14 protein-coding genes and 6 pseudogenes are annotated in these 23,351 nt (G+C 60.4%); 7 read left to right on the top strand and 13 right to left on the bottom strand.

Annotated features, from left to right (window positions below; genetic code table 11):
- Positions 1 to 30: 30 nt before the first annotated feature.
- The 6 genes and pseudogenes from AC0L7P_RS19780 to glpD form a co-directional block, all read right to left on the bottom strand.
- Entirely contained in the window at positions 31 to 915 is an 885-nt protein-coding gene (locus tag AC0L7P_RS19780; RefSeq protein WP_473435851.1) for a carbohydrate ABC transporter permease, read from the bottom strand.
- A complete protein-coding gene (locus AC0L7P_RS19775) occupies positions 915 to 1,787 on the bottom strand; it encodes a carbohydrate ABC transporter permease (RefSeq protein ID WP_473435850.1) in 873 nt (290 codons plus the stop codon). Before AC0L7P_RS19775 ends, AC0L7P_RS19780 begins: the two co-directional genes overlap by 1 nt.
- The gene (locus AC0L7P_RS19770; RefSeq protein ID WP_473435849.1) at positions 1,787 to 2,869 is read right to left on the bottom strand and encodes an ABC transporter ATP-binding protein; all 1,083 of its coding nucleotides are present in this window, start codon (positions 2,867 to 2,869) and stop codon (positions 1,787 to 1,789) included. Before AC0L7P_RS19770 ends, AC0L7P_RS19775 begins: the two co-directional genes overlap by 1 nt.
- The gene (locus tag AC0L7P_RS19765) at positions 2,869 to 3,513 is read right to left on the bottom strand and encodes an ATP-binding cassette domain-containing protein (protein ID WP_473436245.1); all 645 of its coding nucleotides are present in this window, start codon (positions 3,511 to 3,513) and stop codon (positions 2,869 to 2,871) included. The genes AC0L7P_RS19770 and AC0L7P_RS19765 overlap by 1 nt, the downstream gene beginning before the upstream one ends.
- 15 nt (positions 3,514 to 3,528) lie before the next feature.
- Positions 3,529 to 3,863: pseudogene (locus AC0L7P_RS19760) on the bottom strand (ATP-binding cassette domain-containing protein); the annotation flags it as partial.
- Between the two features lie 109 nt (positions 3,864 to 3,972).
- Positions 3,973 to 5,569: pseudogene (gene glpD, locus AC0L7P_RS19755) on the bottom strand (glycerol-3-phosphate dehydrogenase).
- 249 nt (positions 5,570 to 5,818) lie between these two features.
- Between glpD and AC0L7P_RS19750 the strand changes: the two are divergent.
- Both AC0L7P_RS19750 and AC0L7P_RS19745 read left to right on the top strand, forming a co-directional pair.
- Positions 5,819 to 6,598 (top strand): DeoR/GlpR family DNA-binding transcription regulator, encoded by a 780-nt coding sequence (locus AC0L7P_RS19750; RefSeq protein WP_473435848.1) that lies wholly within the window; start codon positions 5,819 to 5,821, stop codon positions 6,596 to 6,598.
- 60 nt (positions 6,599 to 6,658) lie between these two features.
- On the top strand, positions 6,659 to 7,687 hold the full coding sequence (locus AC0L7P_RS19745) for a tyrosine-type recombinase/integrase (protein ID WP_473435847.1): 1,029 nt from the start codon (positions 6,659 to 6,661) through the stop codon (positions 7,685 to 7,687).
- Positions 7,688 to 7,691: 4 nt separating this feature from the next.
- Here AC0L7P_RS19745 and AC0L7P_RS19740 read toward each other — a convergent pair.
- The 7 genes and pseudogenes from AC0L7P_RS19740 to AC0L7P_RS19710 form a co-directional block, all read right to left on the bottom strand.
- Positions 7,692 to 9,064: pseudogene (locus AC0L7P_RS19740) on the bottom strand (FGGY-family carbohydrate kinase).
- Positions 9,061 to 9,378 (bottom strand): L-rhamnose mutarotase, encoded by a 318-nt coding sequence (locus tag AC0L7P_RS19735; RefSeq protein WP_473435846.1) that lies wholly within the window; start codon positions 9,376 to 9,378, stop codon positions 9,061 to 9,063. The pseudogene AC0L7P_RS19740 and the gene AC0L7P_RS19735 overlap by 4 nt, the downstream one beginning before the upstream one ends.
- Positions 9,375 to 10,376, bottom strand: a complete 1,002-nt coding sequence (locus tag AC0L7P_RS19730) for an ABC transporter permease (protein WP_473435845.1) — start codon at positions 10,374 to 10,376, stop codon at positions 9,375 to 9,377. The genes AC0L7P_RS19735 and AC0L7P_RS19730 overlap by 4 nt, the downstream gene beginning before the upstream one ends.
- Positions 10,373 to 11,353, bottom strand: a complete 981-nt coding sequence (locus AC0L7P_RS19725; protein ID WP_473435844.1) for an ABC transporter permease — start codon at positions 11,351 to 11,353, stop codon at positions 10,373 to 10,375. The genes AC0L7P_RS19730 and AC0L7P_RS19725 overlap by 4 nt, the downstream gene beginning before the upstream one ends.
- A gap of 3 nt (positions 11,354 to 11,356) precedes the next feature.
- Positions 11,357 to 12,891 (bottom strand): annotated as a pseudogene (locus AC0L7P_RS19720) (sugar ABC transporter ATP-binding protein).
- A gap of 74 nt (positions 12,892 to 12,965) precedes the next feature.
- Complete coding sequence (rhaS, locus tag AC0L7P_RS19715; protein WP_473435843.1) at positions 12,966 to 13,961, bottom strand: rhamnose ABC transporter substrate-binding protein; 996 nt, start codon at positions 13,959 to 13,961, stop codon at positions 12,966 to 12,968.
- Positions 13,962 to 13,995: 34 nt separating this feature from the next.
- Complete coding sequence (locus AC0L7P_RS19710) at positions 13,996 to 14,799, bottom strand: DeoR/GlpR family DNA-binding transcription regulator (RefSeq protein WP_473435842.1); 804 nt, start codon at positions 14,797 to 14,799, stop codon at positions 13,996 to 13,998.
- Positions 14,800 to 14,987: 188 nt separating this feature from the next.
- Here AC0L7P_RS19710 and AC0L7P_RS19705 point away from each other — a divergent pair, with 188 nt between their 5' ends.
- From AC0L7P_RS19705 to AC0L7P_RS19685, 5 genes and pseudogenes are all read left to right on the top strand, one after another.
- Positions 14,988 to 17,090, top strand: coding sequence for a bifunctional rhamnulose-1-phosphate aldolase/short-chain dehydrogenase (locus AC0L7P_RS19705; protein ID WP_473435841.1), 2,103 nt, complete (start codon positions 14,988 to 14,990; stop codon positions 17,088 to 17,090).
- Positions 17,091 to 17,102: 12 nt separating this feature from the next.
- The gene (rhaI, locus tag AC0L7P_RS19700; RefSeq protein WP_473435840.1) at positions 17,103 to 18,377 is read left to right on the top strand and encodes an L-rhamnose catabolism isomerase; all 1,275 of its coding nucleotides are present in this window, start codon (positions 17,103 to 17,105) and stop codon (positions 18,375 to 18,377) included.
- Between the two features lie 140 nt (positions 18,378 to 18,517).
- A pseudogene (locus AC0L7P_RS19695) lies at positions 18,518 to 21,383 on the top strand (monovalent cation/H+ antiporter subunit A).
- A gap of 2 nt (positions 21,384 to 21,385) precedes the next feature.
- The gene (locus AC0L7P_RS19690; RefSeq protein WP_473435839.1) at positions 21,386 to 21,727 is read left to right on the top strand and encodes a Na+/H+ antiporter subunit C; all 342 of its coding nucleotides are present in this window, start codon (positions 21,386 to 21,388) and stop codon (positions 21,725 to 21,727) included.
- Positions 21,724 to 23,351 (top strand): annotated as a pseudogene (locus AC0L7P_RS19685) (monovalent cation/H+ antiporter subunit D). The gene AC0L7P_RS19690 and the pseudogene AC0L7P_RS19685 overlap by 4 nt, the downstream one beginning before the upstream one ends.

Raw genomic sequence — 23,351 nt, 5'->3', positions numbered from 1 at the left:
ACAAAGCTCCTTTTGTTGTCAGTTGGCCCATCACACCCGCCCCAGGGCAAAGCCCTTGGCGATGTAGTTGCGCACGAAATAGATCACCAAAGCGCCGGGAACGATGGTCAGCACCCCGGCGGCGGCCAGAACGCCCCAATCAACCCCCGCCGCGCCCACCGTGCGGGTCATAGTGGCGGCGATGGGTTTGGCATCCACCGATGTCAGGGTGCGCGACAGCAGCAATTCAACCCACGAGAACATGAAACAGAAGAATGCTGCGACGCCGATTCCGCTGGCAATAAGCGGCGTGAAAATCTTGATGAAGAACCGCGGAAAGGAATACCCGTCAATATAGGCGGTTTCGTCGATTTCCCGGGGCACGCCGCGCATGAACCCTTCCAGAATCCAGACCGCCAGCGGCACGTTGAACAGGCAATGGGCCAGCGCCACGGCGATATGGGTGTCAAACAACCCGATGGATGAATAAAGCTGAAAGAACGGCAGGGCGAAAACCGCCGGTGGCGCCATCCGGTTGGTCAGCAGCCAGAAAAACAGGTGCTTGTCGCCCATGAACGAATAGCGGCTGAAGGCATAGGCGGCAGGCAGCGCCACGGCCAGGCTGATCGCCGTGTTCATCACCACATAGATCAGCGAATTCACATAGCCCATGTACCAGCTTGGATCGGTCAGGATCTTTTCATAATTCGCCAGCGTGAAATTCTGCGGCCAGAGCGAAAACGTGCCCAGAATTTCACTGTTGGTTTTCAGGCTCATGTTCAGCAACCAATAGATCGGCAGCATCAGAAACAGCAGGTACAGCGCCATCACGATGGTTGAACCAGAGGGCCGGAACCGGCGCGTGGCATTGCGCGGGCGCTCAATGGTCATGTCGTGGGTTTCGGTGACGACTTCGGGGATTGTCGTGTCGGTCATCATTTGCCCTCCCTTTTGTCGATTGTCGTCATGACGGTGTAGAACACCCATGAAATCAGCATGATAACCAGGAAATACATCAGGCTGAACGCTGCCGCAGGCCCCAGATCGAACTGTCCCAACGCCATTTTCACCAGGTCGATGGACAGGAACGTGGTGGCATTGCCCGGCCCGCCGCCGGTAACGACAAAGGGTTCGGTATAGATCATGAAACTGTCCATGAACCGCAGCAGGATCGCGATCATCAGCACCCCAGCCATCTTGGGCAGTTCGATATAACGGAACACGGCCCAGCGGCTGGCCTGATCAATCTTGGCCGCCTGATAATAGGCATCAGGGATCGAACGCAGCCCGGCATAGGCCAGAAGCGCCACCAGCGATGTCCAGTGCCACACATCCATCACGATCACCGTTACCCAGGCGTCAATGATATCCTGCGTATAGTTGTAGTCGATGCCGAGAGATTCCAGCGTATAGCCCAACAGCCCGATATCCACCCGGCCAAAGATTTGCCAGATCGTGCCGACGACGTTCCACGGGATCAGCAGGGGCAGCGACATGGTGACCAGACAAAAGGACGACCAGAACCCCTTTTTCGGCATATTCAGGGCCACGAAAATGCCCAGCGGCACCTCGATCGCCAGAATGATCGCCGAAAAGGTCAACTGACGCCACAGCGCGCTCCACATCCGGTCGGAATGCAGCATCTCCTTGAACCAATCCAGCCCGGCCCAGAAAAAGACGTTCTGCCCGAATGTATCCTGCACCGAATAATTCACCACGGTCATCAACGGAATGACGGCGGAAAAGGCAACAAGCACCAGAACCGGAAGGATCAGAAACCATGCTTTCTGGTTGACGGTCTTGTTCATCAGGCAACCTCCCCCTGGGGCGCGACGCGCCAGTCGTCGGCGTAAACATTCACCCCCTCGGGGGCGAAGGTGATGCAATTGGTGTCCGCCGCGATGGTTTCATCTTCGCCCGCGATGGCGGCAACCTCGGTGCCATTTACCTCAAGGCGCACGATCTTGTGGCGGCCCACGTCCTCGACCCGACGAATAGTGGCCGGAATACCCGCGCCACCGGTGCCAAGGCGAATGAATTCAGGGCGCACGCCGATCTGGGTGTTGCCCGTGGCGGCATAGGGACGGGTCAGATCAACCGTGGCATCGCCGATCCGGGCCTGCGCGCCGTCGATCCGGGCATCAAACAGGTTCATCCCCGGCGAGCCGATGAAATAGCCGACAAACGTATGGGCGGGGCGTTCAAACAATTCCTGTGGCGTGCCGATCTGAACGACGCGCCCGTCATACATCACCACCACTTTATCAGCAAAGGTCAGCGCCTCGGTCTGGTCATGGGTGACGTAAATCATCGTATGGCCGAAATCCTGATGCAGCTTTTTCAACTGCGTGCGCAATTCCCATTTCATATGCGGGTCGATCACGGTCAGGGGTTCGTCAAACAACAACGCGTTCACATCCTCGCGCACCATGCCCCGGCCAAGCGAGATTTTCTGCTTGGCATCCGCCGTCAGGCCGCGTGCCTTGCGATCAAGGCCGGATTCCATGTCGATCATCGCGCTGACCTTTTGCACCCGGCGTTTGATTTCCGCCGCATCCAGCCCGCGGTTTTTCAACGGAAAAGCCAGATTCTCGCGCACCGTCATCGTGTCGTAAACCACCGGAAACTGAAACACCTGCGCGATGTTGCGGTCTGCCGTGGGGGCCGTCGTCACGTCGCGCCCATCGAACAATACCCGCCCCTGTGACGGGATCAGCAGCCCGGAAATGATGTTGAGCAAGGTGGATTTGCCACAGCCCGATGCGCCAAGCAGGGCGTAAGCCTCGCCATCGGCCCAGTCGTGTTTCAGCTCTTTCAGGGCGAAGTCATCTTCCTGGGTCGGGTTGGGCAGGTATGAATGCGCCAGATTATCAAGCGTGATCTTGGCCATTATGCAGCCTCCGCATAGGGGGCACCGGCGACAAGCGCGCCATCCTCGGCAAACAGATAAACACGGCTGGGGTCCAGATAGACCGGCAACGCCTGACCCAGGGCGAGATCGCGCACCCCATGAATCAGCCCGACCCAGCGATCCGTGCCGTGATGCAGGTGAATAAACGTTTCCGACCCGGTAATTTCCTTGACGTTCAGCGTGGTGTCGAACCGGATCGCACCTTCGTCCGGCTCCAGCGTCAGATGGCTGGGCCGGAACCCGGCCAGATAACGCCCATCGGCCAGCCCCTGCCCCATGGTGCGCGCCGGAAAACTGCCGCCGCCGTGCTGCATGGTATCGCCGCGTTTGTCCAACGTGATGAAATTCATCGGCGGGTCGGAAAACACCCGCGCCGTCGTGGCATCTGCGGGCTGGCGATACACCTGCGCCGTGGGGCCGAATTGCGTGACCCGCCCTTCCCACAAGGCGGCGCAATTCCCACCCAACAACAGCGCCTCTTCGGGTTCTGTCGTGGCATAGACAAAGATCGACCCGGATTTTTCAAAGATCCGTGGAATTTCGGCGCGCAATTCTTCGCGCAGCTTGTAATCGAGGTTGGCCAGCGGTTCGTCCAGCAGCACCAATCCGGCGTTCTTGACCAAGGCACGGGCCAGCGCACAGCGTTGTTGCTGCCCCCCGACAATTCCAGCGGCTTGCGCTTCAGCATCGGCGTCAGCTTCATCAGATCGGCGGTTTCGCGAACGCGGGTGTCGATTTCCGCGCGCGCGATCCCCATCAGCCGCATGGGCGAGGCGATATTGTCATAGACGCTCATCGACGGGTAATTGATGAACTGTTGGTAGACCATCGCGATCTGGCGGTCCTGCACGCGCTGGCCGGTCACGTCCTGATCGTTCCACAGGATGCGGCCAGTTGTCGGCTGATCCAGCCCCGCCATCAGCCGCATCAGCGATGTCTTGCCCGCCTGCGTCGGCCCCAAAAGCACGTTCATCGTGCCATTTTCCAGCGTCAGGGTTGTTTCGTGAATATGGGTGCGTCCGCCAACGATATGGGTCACGCCGTCAAGTGTCAGTGTCACGTTGTCCTCTCCTTTTGCGGCGTCATTCTGCGGCCGATGTTACGGTATCGGCACGGTGTTCGGTCATATATTCATCCAGCGCGGCAACCTCGTCGGGCAACAGGCGCAGCCCAAGTTTGGAACGCCGCCACAGCACATCTTCGGCGGTGCGCGCGAATTCGCGCGCCATCAGCCAATCCACCTCGGTCGCGCTTAGCGTCGCGCCGAAATCACGGCCCAGGTCCGACGCCTGCGCGGCATCGCCCAAAATCCGGCGGGCGTCGGTGCCATAGGCCCGGATCAACCGGCGCGCCCAAACAGCACCAAGAAACGGATAATCCCGCCCCAGCGCGGCAATCTGCGCCGCAACATCGCCAACCGGAAAATCACCCCCGGGCAGGGACGCGCCCGCTGTCCAGGGGCCTTTCACATCGCCCAGTTCGGCGCCGATCTTTTCCAATGCATGTTCGGCAAGGCGGCGATAGGTGGTGATCTTGCCGCCAAAGACATTCAACATCGCCGCCCCGGCACTGTGATCGACCTTCAGCGTATAATCCCGCGTCGCCGCCGTGGCCGAGGACGCGCCTTCGTCATACAGGGGCCGCACGCCGGAATAGCTCCAGACAATATCATCCACATCGATCGGATCTTTGAGATACCCGTTGATGAACGCCAGCATATAATCGCGTTCCGCATCGGTGCAGGTGGGTTTGGTGTCGGGGTCGGCATGTTCGCGGTCGGTTGTGCCGATCAGGGTGAAATCCGTTTCATAGGGAATCGCGAACATGATCCGCCCGTCGGTGCCCTGAAAGAAATAGCATTTGTCGTGATCGAACAGGCGGCGCGTCACAATATGACTGCCGCGCACCAGACGCACGCCATCACTGCTGTCAACGCCCACCCGATTGTGCAGCACATCTTCAACCCACGGACCACCCGCGTTGACGATCATCCGCGCCCGCACCGTGGATTCCTGCCCGGTGATCGTATCTTGCAGCGTCGCCTGCCAAGTGCCACCGGCCTGTTCCGCACGGATCAGCTTGGTCCGGGTCAATACCCTGGCGCCAAGATTGCGCGCATCCCGGGCGTTCAGCGCCACAAGGCGCGAGATCCTCGACCCAGCAATCGGAATATTCATAGGCCTTGGCGAATTTATCGTTCAGGGGCGCACCTTCGGGGCCTTTGGTCAGGTCGATGGTTGACGTTGCCGGCAAAATCTTTCGCCCACCCATGGTATCATACATGAAAAGCCCCAGCCGGATCAGCCAGGCCGGGCGCCGCCCGCGCATCCAGGGCATTACGACATTCAACAGCTTGGACGTGGGCGTGTCACTTTCGAACCGCATGTCGGCGCTGTAGGGCAGAACGAACCGCATGGGCCATGAAATATGGGGCATCGCACGCAGCAAGGTTTCACGTTCAATCAGGCTTTCGCGCACCAGTCGGAATTCGAAATACTCAAGATAGCGCAATCCACCGTGAAACAGCTTGGTCGACGCCGAAGAGGTTGCCGACGCAAGATCGGCCATTTCGGCCAGCGTAACAGAAAGCCCTCGTCCTGCCGCATCCCTGGCAATGCCGCAGCCGTTTATGCCGCCGCCAATCACCAAAAGATCACATATGCCGTTATCTGATGACACGCAGACCCCCCAATCCTCGTCTGGGGTAACTGTAACCAAAGCGTGACCAAAAGAACAACAATAATGTTCGTTTTTTTTCACTTTTCGTTATCAGATTGTTTTCAATATATTTTCTGAATCACGCTCAACAAATTCGCGCATTTCCTTGTGCCAGGCAGGGGATTCGGGTCGCGCTGCTCTCTTTGGAAAAGTGGTTTCCTCTGAACCGAAAATATGCGAAACATTCCGCCAACCCGTGGAAAGGCGTCAATGTCGCAAACGATCCGACATCCGGAAATTCTCGAAATCGCCCGGCGCGAGGGTAAAGTGACGGTTGAGGGTCTGGCCGATCATTTTGATGTCACCCTGCAAACGATCCGCCGCGATCTGACCGACCTGGCCGAGGCGGGGCGCCTGGAACGGGTGCATGGGGGCGCGGTTCTGCCCTCGGGAACCACCAACATTGATTATGAAGAACGCCGACGGCTGAATGCCGAGGGTAAAATCACCATGGCACGGGCCTGTGCCGCAGAGATCCCCGAGAATTGCACCGTTTTCCTTAACATCGGCACCAGCACCGAGGCGGTGGCAGGTGAACTCCGGCATCATCGCAATCTGCTGGTTGTCACCAACAACATGAACGTGGCCAACATCCTGTCGCAAAATCCCGACTGTCAGGTGATCGTGACCGGTGGCAGTCTGCGCCAGTCCGACGGCGGGCTGGTCGGTGACATCACCACCGCCGCGATCCGGCAGTTCAAGTTCGACATCGGCATCATCGGGTGTTCCGCCATCGATCAGGACGGCGACATCCTTGATTTCGACGTTCAGGAGGTCGGCGTAAGCCGCACGATCCTGCATCAATCCCGGCGCACGATCCTGATTGCCGATCACAGCAAATTCAAACGCACCGCCCCGGCCCGGATTGCCTCGCTCGGGGAATTGGACGCCTTGGTCACCGATCAGCGGCTTAGCCCGAGCCTGCAACGCCGCTGCGAAGAGTGGCAAACCCAACTCATCGTCAGCAAACCGGTGCGCACCAGACGCTAACCGAACACCGTGCACGTCCGATAATTGAACTGCCGGGCGATATCCCCTAGAATGGGAAACATGACAGATACCCGCACGCCAGACCGGCCCGCCCCTGACCTTTTGGTCCGTTCCGGCAACCTTGAACGGCTGATTGACACCGCAAGGGATTATGCCCGTCAGGCGACGGCGGAAAACACCAACAAGGCTTATAAAAAGGACTGGGCGCATTTTCAGCATTGGTGCCGCAGACGGGGCGCCGACCCTTTGCCGCCGCACCCGGAACTGATCGGTCTTTACATCGCAAATTGCGCCGCACCCGATGACCACACCCCCGCTCTTTCGGTCAGTACGATCGAGCGGCGATTGTCCGGGCTTGCCTGGCACTATCAACAGCGCGGCTATACCCTTGATCGCAAGGATCGCCATATTTCCACTGTTCTTGCCGGGGTTCGGCGCAAACATGCCCGGCCCCCCGTTCAAAAAGAGGCGGTGCTGGCAGAGGATATCATCGCCATGATCGCGACGCTGCCGTTTGATCTGCGCGGTCTGCGGGATCGGGCGATGCTGCTCGTGGGGTATGGGGGCGGGTTGCGCCGGTCGGAAATTGTCAGCCTTGACCACGGGCGTGACGATACGCCCGACAGCGGCGGCTGGGCCGAGATCGAAGACCAGGGCGCGCTGCTTTGTCTGCGGGGCAAGACCGGCTGGCGCGAGGTTGAAATCGGCCGCGGTTCATCCGAACAAACCTGCCCGGTTCATGCGCTGGAACAATGGCTGCACTTTTCCAGGATCGACTTTGGCCCGCTGTTCCGCCGCACCAGCCGCGACAACAGGCGCGTTCTGGATGCGCGGCTGTCCGACAAACACGTCGCGCGGTTGATCAAGCAAACGGTGCTGGAGGCCGGCATTCGCGGTGATCTGCCTGAAAAAGAGCGATTGGCGCTGTTCTCGGGCCATTCCCTGCGCGCCGGACTGGCCAGCAGCGCCGAAGTGGATGAACGTTACATCCAGAAACAGCTTGGCCATGCCTCGGCTGAAATGACCCGGCGCTATCAACGGCGGCGCGACAGGTTTCGGGTGAACCTGACCAAGGCGGCAGGGCTTTAACGGGCTAACCCCGTGCCACGGCGGCGTGCCACCGGGCGGCGTATTGGGCGAGGGACGCGGAGTCTTTGGGCGTGCTGGCCGCTTCGGGCAGGGCAATCCCGCCCGCCCCGAACAACAGCGCCGCACCGGTGCTTGTGCCCGTCGCTGATTGGCTGAACAACACCGGACGGCCCGTGGCAACCCCCAGCATGGCCAGATATTGCGCGTTGCGTGCAAACGGCCCTTCAACAATCGTCGGGCCGCGTGCCCCACACAGGCGCAGGCAGGTGTCCGTCATCATCGCCAGATAAAACGCCAACGCCGCCGCCCTTTTGCCCGACCCCACCGTCGGCACAGGCCCGGACCAGCCCATGGCGCGGCCCTGAAATGGCCCGCTTGACGGATCAACCGCAGGCAACAGCATCAGCGGGGCATCAAGAACGGCATGCAAATCATCGGGGGTGGGCGTGCCCCCTGCCCTTCGCTGATCACCTCATATTCGCGCCCACCCATGAACCGGGCCGACGGCACCGCATCACCCAGGGCGTTGACGTTGATCAGCGTATCGCGCGCAGGATCAAGGGGCTGATCCGCGCCGCCCATCGCCATGACCACAACCCAGGTGCCGGTGGAAACCGTTGAAAACGCGCCGGGTTGCGTCAGGATGTGAGGATAAAGCGAGGCGTTGGAATCGTGAATGCCCACGGCCACCGGGGTGTTGGCGGGCAGGCCCGTCGCCTGTGCAATTTCGGGGCGGATCACCCCAAGGACATCGCTGGATTTACGCACCGGGGCCATTTTTCCGGCAATCCCCAGGCGGTTGATCAGATCGGAATATCGGCCCTCACGCGGTAGCCACAGATCGGTATGACACCCCAGCGACGTCACATCGCTGGCCACAACCCCCGTCAACCGATGGCCCCAATATTGTGGATACCCCATCACATGGGCGGTGCGCGCCCGCAGGGCCGGATCGGCCTGAAACTGCCAGTGCAGTTGCGCGCCCACGTTCAACCCGCCGCCAAGGCGCGGCGATCCGGTTTGGGTAAAGGGCGGGCGGATGGCATCGTATTCTGCCGCGACCGAGGCCGGGCCATCATGTTCATAATCAAGGATCGGCGCGGCCAGGGTTCCGTCAGATTGCAACAGAACAACACTGGCGCCATGGGTCGTGATCGAAATGGCATCAACCCGGTGTTCCCGGTGAAACCGCCCAAGCGCATCAAGAAAGAACGCCCAATGCCCGTCAACATCGAAATGCAGCCAGGGCGGGCCGGGGCGCACCCGGTTGGGACGGGTCAGAACGGCGATTTCCGACAGACTGGCCAGATCGACCAGCGCCAGTTTCGCGTTGGTCTTGCCCACGTCGATCACGGCGATATGGCGCGGCCCGGTCATGGCATATGAAACAGGCGGGGCAAGGTGACGCTGACGGGTTCATTGTCGGCCTTCGTTTCCATGATATCGGCCATATGCGCCCACCATTTCTGCATCACCGGATGATCCGGCAGCGTATCCATGCCATGGCCATCGGCCCGGATCAGCACCCCGATCAACAAGCCGGTTTCCGCATCCAGGTGGATCGAATAATCGCTGACACCCGCATTCTGCAACAGCGCGGCCAGCTCGGGCCAGATGGCATCATGGCGGCGGCGGTATTCATCGGCCTGCCCCGGGTTCAGGCGCATCCGAAACACATGTCGTTCGCTCATCGTGCCCTCCTGTTGGCGGCCATAGTCCAAAGGCGCGGCAGGGCGATAACCCCGATCAGCAGCAGGCCGATAAAGATCGACATGACGATCCCCGGCACGTTCAACAGGCCCAGCCCGAATGTCACCAGCCCCATGACAAATGCCGCAATCACCACGCCGGGGATCGACCCCGATCCGCCCAGAATGTTCACGCCGCCAAGAACCACCATCGTCACCACCTCAAGCTCCATCCCCTGTGCGATGCTGGGGCGGGTCGACCCAAGGCGCGAGGTCAGACAGATCGCCGCAACCCCCGACATCAGACCCGTCAGCAGGAACAGGATGAACTTGACCCGCTGCACCCGGATGCCGCTGAACAGCGCGCCGGTGGGGTTGTTGCCGATGGCATAGACGGCGCGGCCAAAGTTGGTTTTATGCAGCAACACGCCATAGATTACGGCGATGATGACAAAGAACAGCATTTCAACCGTGAAGATCCAGTAAACATACCCCTGCCCGAACCAGGCAAAGCTGTTTGGATAGCCACGAAAGGCATCATCGCCCAGGATGATGTAACTGATGCCGCGAAACAGGCTCATCGTGCCGATGGTCACAACGATCGAGGGCAGGCCAAGGATGGTCACGAAAAACCCGTTGAACGCCCCGCACAGCAGGCCCACCACCAACCCGATCACCACCAGTTCCGGCGTACCGGCCCCCGATTGCACCGCCAGCCCCATGGCCGTGCTGGCCAGCGCGATGATCGAGGCGACGGACAGGTCGATTTCACCCGCGATGATCAACAGCGCCATGGCGAATGCGATCATCGCCTTTTCGGTAAAGTTGAACGTCGCGTCGCTCAGGTTCCAAGCGTTCAGGAAATACGGCGAGGCAAAGCTGTTGACCACGAAAATCGCAACCGCAACGGCCAGCAGCAGGGTTTCCCAACTGCGCAGCATGCGATAGGCGCGACTGTGCAACCGGTCGGGAATGTGGCGTGGTGTGGCGGCTTCGCTCATGCCTTGGCCTCCGCTGATTTCAGGATGATCCGCCCCTTGGCGCGCCCTGCCCGGGCGTTGAACGCGACGGCGATCAGGATCGCACTGCCGGAAATGGCCAACTGCCAGAACGGTGAAATATTGACCACCGGCAGCGCGTTTTTGACAACCCCAAGGAAAATCGCGCCCAGAACCGCACCGCCAACCGACCCGATTCCACCGGCAATCGAAATGCCGCCGATCACACAGGCCGCCACAACATCGAGTTCAAACCCTCCGGCAATATCGACATAGGCCACGGCATAGCGCGACACCCAGAGATATCCGGTCAGCCCGGCCAGCGCCCCGGAAATGACAAAGGCCAGAAACTGGGTCTTGCCCACGTCGATGCCGGTATAGACCGCCGCATGTGGGTTGCCCCCCACCGCAAAGATCGACCGGCCCAGGGGCGTGCGCGCCATCATCACCGCGAAAACGATCACCGTGAGAATGGCAATCCACGACAGCACCGGCAACCCGAGAAAGGCGGCACGGGGGAACCCGGTGAAGGCGGCGCTCATCTCGTGGCTGTTCACCCATTTACCGTCTGAGATCAAAAAGATGATGCCGCGAAAGATGGTCATGGTGCCCAGCGTCACCACGATGGGCGGGATCGACAGTTTCCACACCAGAATGCCGTTAAACGCCCCCATGAGCGCGCCCAGAAACACCGCAAAGGCGATAATCAGCGGAATCGGCAACCCCGGCATCGCAACATTGACCATCGCGGCGGCCATACCGGCAAGGGCAAGGTTGGCCGCGACAGACAGGTCAATACAGCGGGTCAGGATCACCACCATCTGCCCCAGCGCCAGAATGATCAGGGGTGCAGTATCGTTGAACACATTGGCCAGATTGCCCGGCGCCACAAAGCCGGAAAACCGCGAGGCGATCAGCACCAACAGCACAAGGATGGCGCCGGCAAGGATCGTTTCGCGAACGGGGATCAATCGCGTCATGGCTTATGCCTCCTGTGCATGGGGTGCGCTGTTGATACCTGCCGCATGGCGCACAAGGGTTTCAGGGCGCAGACCCCCGCCCTCCAGTTCGGCGGCGATCCGGCCATCGCGCATCACGATCACCCGGTCGGACATGCCGATCACCTCGGGGATTTCGGAACTGACCATGATCACCGACAATCCCTGCCCCGCCAGTTCGACCATGAATTCATGCACCGCGGCCTTTGATCCAATATCAATGCCCTTGGTCGGTTCATCCAGAATGATGACCTGTGGCTGCGTGGCCAGCCATTTGGCAATGACCACCTTTTGCTGGTTCCCCCCGAAAGGTTGCCCACATCCTGATCAAGGGACGCGGCGCGCAGATCCAGCCGCTCGGAATATTCGCGGGCCAGTTTGAATTCCTCGGCCAGTTGCAGAAAACCGCGCCGTGACGTGCGGGTCAGCGATGGCAGGGTGATATTCTGAAAGATCGGCAGGCCGATGATCGCCCCCTGTTTGCCCCGGTCCTCGGGGACGTAAACGATGCCGCTGGCAACCGCATCGGCGGGCGAGCGGATGACGGTGATCTTGCCGTTTATCCTGCACACGCCCTTGCTGGGCCGGGTGATACCCATCAGCGCCTGCATGAATTCCGAACGCCCCGCCCCGACAAGGCCATAAAACCCAAGGATTTCACCCCGTTTCAGGGTAAACCCGATATCGGCAAATTCACTGGGGTGGTCATAGCCGACGACCTGAAGCACGTCTTCGCCCACGTCATGGGCGCGGGTCGGGAAAATCTGATCGACGGAACGGCCAACCATCATTTTCACCAGCGCGGATTCATCAATATCGGCAATCAGCCCGTCACCCACAAAGGCACCATCGCGAAACACCGTGTAACGGTCGGCGATGCGGAAAATCTCATCAAACTTGTGGCTGATGAACAGAATGGCCTTGCCCTGCGCCTTGAGGGTTTCAACCAGATCGTAGAGTTCTTCGATTTCCTTGTGCGACAGGGCGGCGGTGGGTTCGTCCATGATCACCACCCGGGCATCCACCGAAAGGGCGCGGGCGATGGCGACAAGGTGTTTGTTGGCGATGCCCAGATCGCGCAGGGGCGTATGACCGTCGAACGGCGCACCAATGTCATCCAGCAGCTTGCGCGCGGCGCGGTGCATTTCCCCCTTGTCGATCAGGCCCAATCTGGTGCGGGGCGCGTGGCCGATAAAGATGTTTTCGGCCACCGACAATTCATCAAACAACACGGTTTCCTGATGAATCGCGGTGATCCCCGCCCGTGCCGCATCATTGGGCGTGGCAAATGTGACAGGTTCGGAATTGACGCGGATCGTGCCGCCATCGGGGCGGTAAATCCCGGTCAGAATCTTGACGGTGGTTGATTTTCCCGCCCCGTTTTCACCAACCAGGGCGGTCACCTGACCGGGGTAAAGCTCCAGCTTCACGCGGTCCAGTGCCTTCACCCCCGGAAAGGTTTTGGTGATTGTGTCCATCGCCACGACGGGCGAACTGGAAAGCGGGGCACGCTCTTTCATGGTCACACTCTTGGGGTTGGGAAAGGGGCGGTGGGTGTGGCCCGACGCGGGGCATCGGGCCACTGGGGCAAGTCTCAGAAGATCGACTTGAACTGTTCGATATTGCTGGCGTCATACACGAAAGGATCGGCCATGGCGCCTTCGTTGTTGTCATCAAGGGTCAGCGTGCCCATGCGGCCCATGGGGATTTCCGCACCCGGCGCTGCCTCGACGCCATTCTGGCTCAGCTCATAAGCCAGCATCGTGGCGGAATACCCCAGATCGATCGGGTTCCAGATCGCAAAGGATTTTGACGCGCCGCTTTCGATGGCACCGGCCATTTCCGACGGCAGGCCAAGGCCCGTCACGTTCACCTGACCGACCTTGCCCGCATCAACCACGGCCTGCGCGGCGGCCACGATGCCCACGGATGTGGGCGCGATGATCGCATCCAGATCAGGATAGGATTGCATCAGGCCCGTCGCCTCGCGATAGGATTTGTCAGCCAGATCATCGCCGTAAACCGTCGCCACGACCTCGATTCCGGGGTAATTGCCCATCACCTTGTTCATTTCATCCATCCAGACGTTCTGGTTGGTTGAGGTGGTGGTGGCCGACAACAGCGCCACTTCGCCCCCGTCAGGCAAATGATCGGCGGCCAGTTTGATGATCATGTTGCCGATCAGCGGATTGGACGACGGGTTCAGGTGCAACTGACGGCCCTCGGGGGCAACGCCGCTGTCCCAGCTTATAACGGTGATCCCGCGCTGCATGGCGCGTTTCAGGGCCGGGACCAGGGCGTCGGTGTCATTGGCGGAAATCGCGATCGCATCGACCTTTTGGGCGATCAGCGCGTTGATGACTTCGATCTGGCCTTCTGCCGTGGTGTCGGTGGGACCGGTATAGATGATCTCGACGTTGCCCAACTCGTCGGCGGCCTCTTCGGCGCCTTTTGCTGCGGCCTCGAAAAACCCGATGCCAAGCGCCTTGACGACAAGCGCGATGCGCACGTTGTCTTGCGCCAGAACCGGCGTGGTGAACATGGCCGTGGCCAGCGCGGCGCTGGTCAGGACTTTCTTGAATACACTCATGGTTTCCTCCCTGGAGTGGTTGCAAACGGGGCGGTCACGATGCCACCCCTTCTTTCTGTGCGGCGCCCGCGGGCACCACGATCAAAGTCACGTCAGCCGCCTCAAGCATCGCGGCACTGCGATCATCAATGCCCTCGTCGGTGATGATCGTGTCGATCCGTTCCAACGGACAAAGGATCAGGCTCGATCGGTTGGCGAACTTGGAACTGTCCACCAGCACGATCAATTCCTCGGCTTGCCCGATCAGTTTCTGTTCCGCCTGAATCAGCAGCGGATCCTGTTCCATCAGGCCCAGCGGGCCGATCCCCTGCGCGCCCATGAACATCCGTTTGGCATAGAAATTGCGCGTCACGTCGTTGTCGAACGGCGACAGCACGATGTTCTGTTCGCGGTAAATGATGCCACCGGACAACAGCACCGTGTTGCGGCTGTTGTTCAAAAGATGTTCGGCAATGGGAAAGGAATTGGTAAACACCTGCATGCGCAGGGATGCCAGCGGATGCACCATCTGAAACGTGGTTGTTCCACCATTGATGATGATCGGTTCACCGTCATTGCACAGCTCGACCGCGGCGGCGGCAATCGCCTGTTTTTCGGCGATATTCATGGTTTCGTTCACCGAAAACGGCCGCCCGGCAAGACCGCCAAAGGGCGCGGCGGCAAGGGCCTCGGCGCCGCCACGCACCCGGCGCAACCGTTTCTGGCCGTCCAGCGTGTTGATGTCGCGGCGCACGGTCGCCTCGGATGCGCCGGTCAGCGCGCAAAGATCGGCCACAGTGACCAGAGACCGGTCCTGAACAGCCGACAGAATAACGCGGTGCCTGTCCTTTTCGTGCAACGTCCATCCTCCACTTGTTCCCGTCAACGTGAGGCGAGATTCGCAGTCTGTCAATCATTAATTGTCATTTCCAATCATTCTGCGACGCAGCATGACAATAATTGATTGAAAATGATTGACACGCCATCAACCCGCCGTCACGTTGCCGGTCAACGACCTACACATCCCTGCCGCCCATGGAGACACCGATGAGCACCACAGCAAACACCCAACCCCTTGAAAACAAATGGGACACCGCGCACGCCAAAGACATGAGCGAGCCGGAGAAGCTGCTTTATCGCTCCAACCTTCTGGGGTCTGACAAGAGAATCACCAATTATGGCGGCGGCAATACATCGGCCAAGGTGATGCAAAAGGATCTGCTGAGCGGCGCCATGGCAGAGGTGCTGTGGGTGAAAGGATCGGGCGGGGATGTCGGGTCGATCAAGATGGACGGGTTTGCGACCCTTTACATGGACAAGCTGAACGCGCTGAAAGGCCTTTATCGCGGGGTGGAATATGAGGACGAGATGGTCGCCTATCTGCCCCATTGCACCTTTAATCTGAACCCCCGCGCGGCCAGCATCGACACCCCCCTGCACGCCTATGTGCCGAAAAAGCACGTCGATCACATGCACCCCGACGCCATTATCGCCATCGCCGCCGCGAAAGACAGCAAGGCGTTGACGCAAAAGATTTTTGGCGATGTTATCGGCTGGCTGCCGTGGAAAAAGCCGGGGTTTGAACTGGGTCTGTGGCTGTCGGATTTCTGTGCAAAAAACCCGGATGCCAAGGGCGTTGTGCTGGAAAGCCACGGGTTGTTCACCTGGGCCGATGATGCACAGGAATGCTATGATCTGACCCTGAACGTGATTCAGACGGCGATGGATTGGTTTGCCAAACAGACTGCCGGTGGCGATTCCTTTGGCGGTGTCCGGCATCAAAGCCTGCCCGCCGATCAACGCCGCGCCACCGCTGCGCGGCTGATGCCGGCGATCCGTGGCATGGTATCGGGCCAACAGCACATGGTCGGCCATTTCACCGATGCCGACGCGGTTCTGACCTTTGTGAATGCCAGGGAGATGGAGCGGCTGGCCGCCCTTGGCACATCCTGCCCGGACCATTTCCTGCGCACCAAAATCCGCCCCCTCGTGGTGAATTTCGACCCGGCAAACCCGGATGTTGACGCCACGCTGGCCGGTCTGGCCGATGCGGTGGCGCAGTACCGCGACGGCTACAAAGCCTATTACGACCGCTGCAAACGCGCCGACAGCCCTGCCATGCGCGACCCGAACGCCGTGGTCTATCTGGTGCCCGGTGTCGGCATGATCACCTTTGCCAGGGACAAGGCAACAGCGCGGATTTCAGGCGAGTTTTATATCAACGCGATCAACGTGATGCGCGGTGCCGATGCGGTTTCACAATATCAGGGCCTGCCCGAACAAGAGGCGTTCGATATAGAATACTGGCTGTTGGAAGAGGCGAAACTGCAGCGCATGCCAGCGCCCAAATCCATGGCCGGGCGTGTGGCCCTTGTCACAGGTGGTGCCGGTGGCATCGGATCGGCCACGGCGGAACGATACCTGCGCGAAGGCGCCTGTGTGATGCTGGCCGATATTGACGATGCCGCGCTGGCCGACACCGCCAAGAACCTGAGCGCGCAATACTCTGCCGATGTTGTGCGCACGGTGAACATGAACGTCACCGATGAGGGGGCCGTCACCGCCGCTTATGCCGACATCGCCGCCGAATTCGGGGGGGTCGATATTCTGGTGTCAAACGCCGGCATCGCCAGTTCCGCCCCGATCGAAAACACGACGCTGGCGCTGTGGGACAAGAACATGGCGATCCTGTCCACCGGGTATTTCCTTGTCAGCCGCGAGGCGTTCAAACTGTTCAGGGCGCAGGATATGGGCGGCGCCGTGGTCTTTGTCGCGTCAAAGAACGGTCTTGCCGCCTCGCCCAACGCTGCCGCCTATTGCACCGCCAAGGCGAGCGAGATTCATCTGGCGCGCTGTCTTGCACTGGAAGGTGCGCCCATGGGGGTCCGGGTGAATGTGGTAAACCCGGATGCGGTGCTGAAGGGATCGAAAATCTGGCAGGGCGAATGGCTCGATCAGCGGGCCGGCACCTATGGCACCGACAAGGAAGGGCTGGAACAGATGTACCGCGACCGTTCCATGCTCAAACGTTCTGTCCTGCCCGAGGATATTGCCGAAGCGGCCTATTTCCTTGCCTCTGACCTTTCGTCAAAATCGACAGGCAACATCATCAACGTGGACGCAGGCAACGTTCAGGCATTCACACGGTAGGGGGGCCAAGCCATGATCAAACAAAGCATCATCGACCAAAGCAACGATGCCACCAGGGCGCGCCTGCAATCAGATTACGACGCCCTTGGCGAACACCTTGACCGGCGCGGCATTGATATTGCCACGATCAAGGCCAAGGTCGCGGATTATGGCGTTGCGGTGCCCAGTTGGGGCGTCGGCACCGGCGGCACGCGCTTTGCCCGCTTTCCCGGCGCGGGCGAACCCCGCGATATTTTTGACAAATTGTCCGATTGCGGCGTTATCCAACACCTGACCCGGGCAACGCCCACAGTATCGTTGCATATCCCGTGGGATGCACAGCCCGCCGCCGATCTGAACGCCAAGGCCGAAGAAGTCGGGCTGCGCTTTGATGCGATGAATTCGAACACCTTTCAGGATCAGCCCGATCAGCCCCACAGTTACAAGTTCGGGTCGCTTTCCCACACCGATGCGGCAACCCGCCAGCAGGCGGTTGAACATAACATCGCCTGCATCGAGCTGGGCCAGAAGATCGGGTCAAAGGCGCTGACAATCTGGGTTGGCGACGGGTCCAACTTTCCCGGGCAAACCAACTTTACCCGGCAGTTTGAACGCTATCTGGACGCCGCGCGGCAAATCTATGGCGCGCTGCCCGATGGTTGGACCATGCTGACCGAACATAAAATGTATGAACCGGCGTTTTATTCGACCGTGGTGCAGGATTGGGGCACCAACCTGTTGATTGCACAGCAGATGGGCGACAAGGCGAAATGCCTTGTCGATCTGGGCCACCACGCGCCGAACGTGAACATCGAAATGATCGTCGCGCGGCTGACGCAATTCGGCAAACTGGGCGGATTCCACTTTAACGACAGCAAATATGGCGACGATGATCTGGATACCGGCAGCATCGACCCCTATCGCCTGTTTCTTGTGTTCAACGAATTGGTCGCGGCTGAATCCAACCCCGATTTCAACCCGATGCACATGCTGGATCAAAGCCACAACGTGACCGACCCGATCGAAAGCCTGATGGTGTCGGCCACCGAGGTGCAGCGCGCCTATACCCAGGCCTTGCTGGTGGATCGCGCCGCACTGGGCGGGTTTCAGGATGAAAACGATGCCCTGATGGCAACGACAACCCTGAAACACGCCTTCCGCACGGATGTTGAACCGATCCTTGCCATGGCCCGTCTGGACAGGGGCGGCGCGATTGATCCGGTGGCCACCTATCGCGCGTCTGGTTACCGCGCGCAGGTGTCGGGGGAACGGCCCGCGGTCAGCGGCGCGGGTGGCGGGATCGTGTAACGCACCGAAGGCGCCAATCCGTTCTTTCGGCCACGTTAATCGCCTCATCCTGCGGTTAATTCCGCGCTGGCGTCTTGAGGAGTCGCGGAAAATCCCGCACACATGGGAGCACTGCGTTTCTGACGGAACTGGAGGCCCTTTTGTCGCTCTTCCTTGTTGTTGCACTGCCATTTCTGGGCGCACTTCTGCCCGGCTTGCTGATTGGGGCGGGGCGCAAGGTCTGTGCCGGCACCACCTTTGCGGTGTCCCTGACGGCGCTGATCGGGTTGCTGTCGAACCTGCCCGCGCTGCTGCGCGGTGAGATCGTCGAGGCGCGGCTTGACTGGCTTCCGGCGCTTGGCATGAACATGAACCTGATGATGGACGGACTGGGTGCGTTTTTCGCCTGCCTGATCCTTGGCATCGGGTTGCTGATCATCGCCTATGCCCGCAGCTATCTGTCGCGCGACGACAATATGGGCGAATTTTTCTCCTATCTGTTGCTGTTTCAGGGCGCGATGGTCGGGATTGTTCTCAGCGACAACATCCTTGTGCTGCTGGTGTTCTGGGAACTGACATCGCTGTCGTCGTTCCTGTTGATCGGCTATTGGAAACACCTGCCCGAGGGGCGACAAGGCGCGCGCATGGCCCTGACCGTGACCGGCATGGGCGGGCTGGCGATGATCGGTGGGATGCTGATTTTGGGGCAGATCGCCGGGTCGTATGACCTGAGCACGATTTTGCAGCATCGCGAGATGATCCAGAACTCGCCGCTTTATGTGCCGGCGCTGATCCTGATCCTGCTGGGATGTTTCACCAAATCGGCGCAATTCCCGTTTCATTTCTGGCTGCCTCACGCCATGGCCGCGCCGACGCCGGTGTCGGCCTATCTGCATTCCGCCACCATGGTAAAGGCCGGGATTTTCCTGATGGCCCGCATGTGGCCGGTGCTGTCGGGCACGCCAGAGTGGTTTTATATCGTCACCACCGCAGGCCTGATCACCATGGTTCTGGGTGCTGTGATCGGGGTGTTCAAACATGATCTCAAGGCGCTGCTGGCATTTTCCACGGTCAGCCACCTTGGGTTGATCACCATGTTGCTTGGCACCGGAACGGCGTTCGGGGCGATGGCGGCGGTGTTTCACATTTTCAACCACGCCACGTTCAAATGCGCCCTGTTCATGAGCGCCGGAATCATCGACCACGAAACCCACACCCGCGATATCCGCAGGTTGGGCGGGCTGCGCCACCTGATGCCGATCACCTTTGTGATTGCCACCATCGCGGCCCTGTCCATGGCGGGCATTCCGTTGTTCAACGGCTTTCTGTCAAAAGAAATGTGGTTGGAGGAAACCACCCATACGGCGCTGTTCGGCCCCGGCTGGCTGGTCCCCGCGATTGCCACCTTTGGCGCGGTGTTCTCGGCGGCCTATTCGTTTCGCTATATCGGGCATGTGTTTCTGGGCCGTGAACGCGATGATTACCCGGCCCACCCCCATGATCCGCCTGCGGGAATGTGGATGCCGCCCGCCTTTCTGACGGTGCTGGTGCTGCTGATCGGGGTGCTGCCGTTTCTGGCCGAACCGGCGGTGCGGTTTGTCACGGCGGCGGTACTGGGCGGCGCAGCGACCCTGCCCCACGAACATATCGCCCTGTGGCACGGCGTAACGCCCGCCCTGTTCATGTCGGTCATTGCGGTGGTCGGTGGTTTGATCCTGCTGGCGCTGTTCACGCCGCTGCTGAACCTGTGGGATGCCACCCCCCGCCCCGAAGCAAAGGTGATATTCGAAGGGCTGATCAACGCCTGCGCGGCCCTGGCCCGTGGCGTGACGGAAAAGCTGCACAATGGCGCCTTTACCCAATACGCCGGCATTCTGACACTGGCGATCATCGCTGCCGGGGGCCATGCTTGGATGACCGGGCAAAGTGCGGCATCGACGCGAACGTCAATTCCGATCCACGCGATTGCCGCCATTGGGTGGCTGATGCTGATCGCGGCCACCGGGTTTCTTGTCATCAAACATCGCAACCGCCTGTTGGCGCTGATCCTGATGGCGATCATCGGGTTGATGGTATCAATCGGCTTTGCCTATTTCAGCGCGCCGGATCTGGCGATGACGCAAATCTCGGTCGAGGTGGTGTCGATCGTGCTGCTGTTGCTGGCCCTGAATTTTCTGCCCGACACCACCCCAAGCGAAAGCAGCACCGGCAAAAAGCTGCGCGACGGGATCGTGGCGCTGGCCGGGGGCGGCGGCCATGGGGTTTACCTGGTTCCTGCTGATGCGCGATTTCGTCGAGCCGTCGATTTCGCAATATCATCTGGCGAATTCCTATAAGGGCGGCGGCGGCACCAATGTTGTCAACGTGATCCTGGTTGATTTCCGGGGTTTTGATACCTTTGGTGAAATCATCGTGCTGGGCATCGCCGCGCTGGTGATCTTTGCCCTGACCGAGGCGCTGCTGGGCGGGCCGATCCGCGCGCGCCTGTTGAACCGGGTGCCGGACAAACCGCTGGCGGGGGATCGCCACCCGCTGATGATGGTGGTGCTGACGCGGGTGATCATGCCTGTGGTGCTGATGGTGGGCATCTATATTTTCCTGCGCGGGCACAACATGCCCGGTGGCGGATTTATCGCCGGTCTGATCGTCGCCATCGCCGTGGTGATGCAATATATGGCCAGCGGTTTTGCCTGGGCCACGGAACGGCAGCGCTATCCCTATCACGGGATCATCGGCGCCGGGGTTCTGGCGGCGGGGCTGACCGGGATCGGCGCCTGGTTCACCGGCAACGAATTTCTGACCTCGGCCTTTGGATATTTCCGTATCCCGCCAATGGAGAAATTCGAGCTGGCCTCGGCGGCCGCCTTTGACCTTGGGGTGTTCCTTGCGGTGCTGGGGGCGGTGATGCTGTCGCTTGAATCCTTCTCGCGGCTGGCGCGCCGCGCCCATGTGAAAGAATCGGAATACGCGATGGACATCGACCCCAGCCGCGACGAAACACCGCCGCCCGCCACAGAGGGGACCTGAGCATGGAAATCCTTGTTGCCTCTGCCGTCGGAATACTGACTGCCGCCGGTCTTTACCTCGTGTTTCGCCTGCGCACCTTTCCGGTGATCATTGGCACGTCATTGCTGACCTATGCGGTCAACGTGTTTCTGTTTGCCTCGGGGGGGCTGACCATTGGCGCGCCGCCGATCCTGATGGATGGCGTTGAACGATACACCGATCCCCTGCCACAGGCATTGGTTCTGACCGCCATCGTCATTTCCTTTGGGATGACAGCTGTTGTGGTGATGATCGCACTGGGGGCGTACCTTGGGGGCGACGATGACCTTGTGAACGATGCCACCGACAAAGAGGCCGACACATGAGCCATTGGATCATCGCCCCGGTCGTTTTGCCTGCGATGCTGGCGGCCTTCATCGTGCTGGTGGTGCGGTTTCACCAGAACCTTCAGCGGGTGTTTTCCGTCGCGGGCGTGCTGGCGCTGGTGACCATCACCGCCGGGCTGGCCTGGCGCGCGTCGGACGGCACCATCGCCATGTACCAGCTTGGGAATTGGGCCGCGCCCTTTGGGATCGTTCTGGTCGCGGACCGGCTTTCGACGATGATGGTGCTGCTGACGGCGGTTCTGGCGCTGTTCGTGCTGCTTTATGCCATCGGATCGGGGTGGGACCGGCGCGGACAGCATTTTCACGCCCTCTATCAGTTTCAGCTGATGGGGATCATGGGCGCGTTTCTGACCGGCGATGTGTTCAACCTGTTCGTATTCTTCGAGGTGCTGCTGATTGCCTCTTACGGCCTGATGATCCATTCCGGCGGCACCGTGCGCCTGCGGGCGGGCACGCAATATGTGCTGTACAACCTGCTTGGCTCTACCCTGTTTCTGTTTGCCCTTGGGGCGATCTATGCCGAAACCGGCACCCTGAACATGGCCGATCTGGCCAACCGCGTGGCGATGATTGCGCCGGACAACAGCACCGGAATCAGGATCGCGGCGGTGCTGCTGCTGATGGTCTTTGCCATCAAGGCGGCGATTGCGCCGCTGCATTTCTGGCTGCCTTCCAGCTATGCCGAGGCGCCCGCACCGGTGGCGGCCCTGTTCGGGATCATGACCAAGGTGGGTGCCTATGCGATCATCCGCATTTATACGCTGGTGTTTCCCCCCGATCTGGGAACGACGGCGGGGCTTTATGGCATGTGGCTGTTGCCCGTGGCGCTGATCGGGCTGGTGATTGGCATGGTCGGGGTGCTGGGCACCCGCGATCTGGGGCGTCTGGTGGCGTTTTCGGTCATCGGTTCCATGGGGATGCTGGCCACGGCGGTGGCCCTGTTCACCCCTGCGGGCATTTCGGCGGCGCTCTATTATGTGATCCATTCAACGCTGGCCACCGCCGCGCTGTTCCTGATTGCCGATCTGGTGCGCGCCGGGCGTGGCCAGGCCGGATTGGGCCTGCGGGCATCGCAGCCGGTGATCGGGGGCGCAATGATCGCGTCGTTCTTTTTTGTCGCTGCCATCGCCATGGTCGGCATGCCCCCCTGTCGGGATTCGTCGGCAAGCTGCTGATCCTTGACGCGGCATGGGGCACGCCGCAGGTCTGGGCCGTTTGGGCCGTGGTCCTCGGGGCCAGCCTGATCGCGCTGGTCGGGTTTTCGCGCGCCGGCAGCGTGGTGTTCTGGAAGGCCCACCAGATCAGCGGCGAAGCGGAAACCGCCACCGCCCCCGAAGATATTCAGGGCGCCGCCGAACCCCACGACCCACGCCACCACTTTCCCGTGCTGGAACTGGTGTCGGTCGGCGCGCTGCTGGCCCTGCTGGTGGCGCATACGGTGCTGGCCGGGCCGGTGACGCGGTATATGCAGGCAACCACAGCACAGCTTTTCGCGCCGCAGCCCTATATCAACGCGGTGCTGGATGTGCCGGGCAAGGATCTGTCGCACGATCCCCACGCCACAGACACCGGCGATGCCCCCACAAGCGAGGGAGGACATTGA

The sequence above is a fragment of the Oceaniglobus sp. K40-3 genome (genome assembly GCF_055808395.1).
The sequence above is the reverse complement of the archived record's forward strand: the minus strand, read 5'-3'. Positions and strand labels throughout refer to the sequence as shown.

What these genes read in the sequence shown, in the direction of transcription:
- AC0L7P_RS19780 (WP_473435851.1), bottom strand. Translation starts at nt 915, where the DNA reads ATGACCGACACGACAATCCCCGAAGTCGTCACCGAAACCCACGACATG.
- AC0L7P_RS19750 (WP_473435848.1), top strand. Translation starts at nt 5,819, where the DNA reads ATGTCGCAAACGATCCGACATCCGGAAATTCTCGAAATCGCCCGGCGC.
- AC0L7P_RS19725 (WP_473435844.1), bottom strand. Translation starts at nt 11,353, where the DNA reads ATGACGCGATTGATCCCCGTTCGCGAAACGATCCTTGCCGGCGCCATC.
- AC0L7P_RS19705 (WP_473435841.1), top strand. Translation starts at nt 14,988, where the DNA reads ATGAGCACCACAGCAAACACCCAACCCCTTGAAAACAAATGGGACACC.
- AC0L7P_RS19735 (WP_473435846.1), bottom strand. Translation starts at nt 9,378, where the DNA reads ATGAGCGAACGACATGTGTTTCGGATGCGCCTGAACCCGGGGCAGGCC.
- AC0L7P_RS19730 (WP_473435845.1), bottom strand. Translation starts at nt 10,376, where the DNA reads ATGAGCGAAGCCGCCACACCACGCCACATTCCCGACCGGTTGCACAGT.
- AC0L7P_RS19690 (WP_473435839.1), top strand. Translation starts at nt 21,386, where the DNA reads ATGGAAATCCTTGTTGCCTCTGCCGTCGGAATACTGACTGCCGCCGGT.
- rhaS (WP_473435843.1), bottom strand. Translation starts at nt 13,961, where the DNA reads ATGAGTGTATTCAAGAAAGTCCTGACCAGCGCCGCGCTGGCCACGGCC.
- AC0L7P_RS19745 (WP_473435847.1), top strand. Translation starts at nt 6,659, where the DNA reads ATGACAGATACCCGCACGCCAGACCGGCCCGCCCCTGACCTTTTGGTC.
- AC0L7P_RS19770 (WP_473435849.1), bottom strand. Translation starts at nt 2,869, where the DNA reads ATGGCCAAGATCACGCTTGATAATCTGGCGCATTCATACCTGCCCAAC.
- AC0L7P_RS19775 (WP_473435850.1), bottom strand. Translation starts at nt 1,787, where the DNA reads ATGAACAAGACCGTCAACCAGAAAGCATGGTTTCTGATCCTTCCGGTT.
- rhaI (WP_473435840.1), top strand. Translation starts at nt 17,103, where the DNA reads ATGATCAAACAAAGCATCATCGACCAAAGCAACGATGCCACCAGGGCG.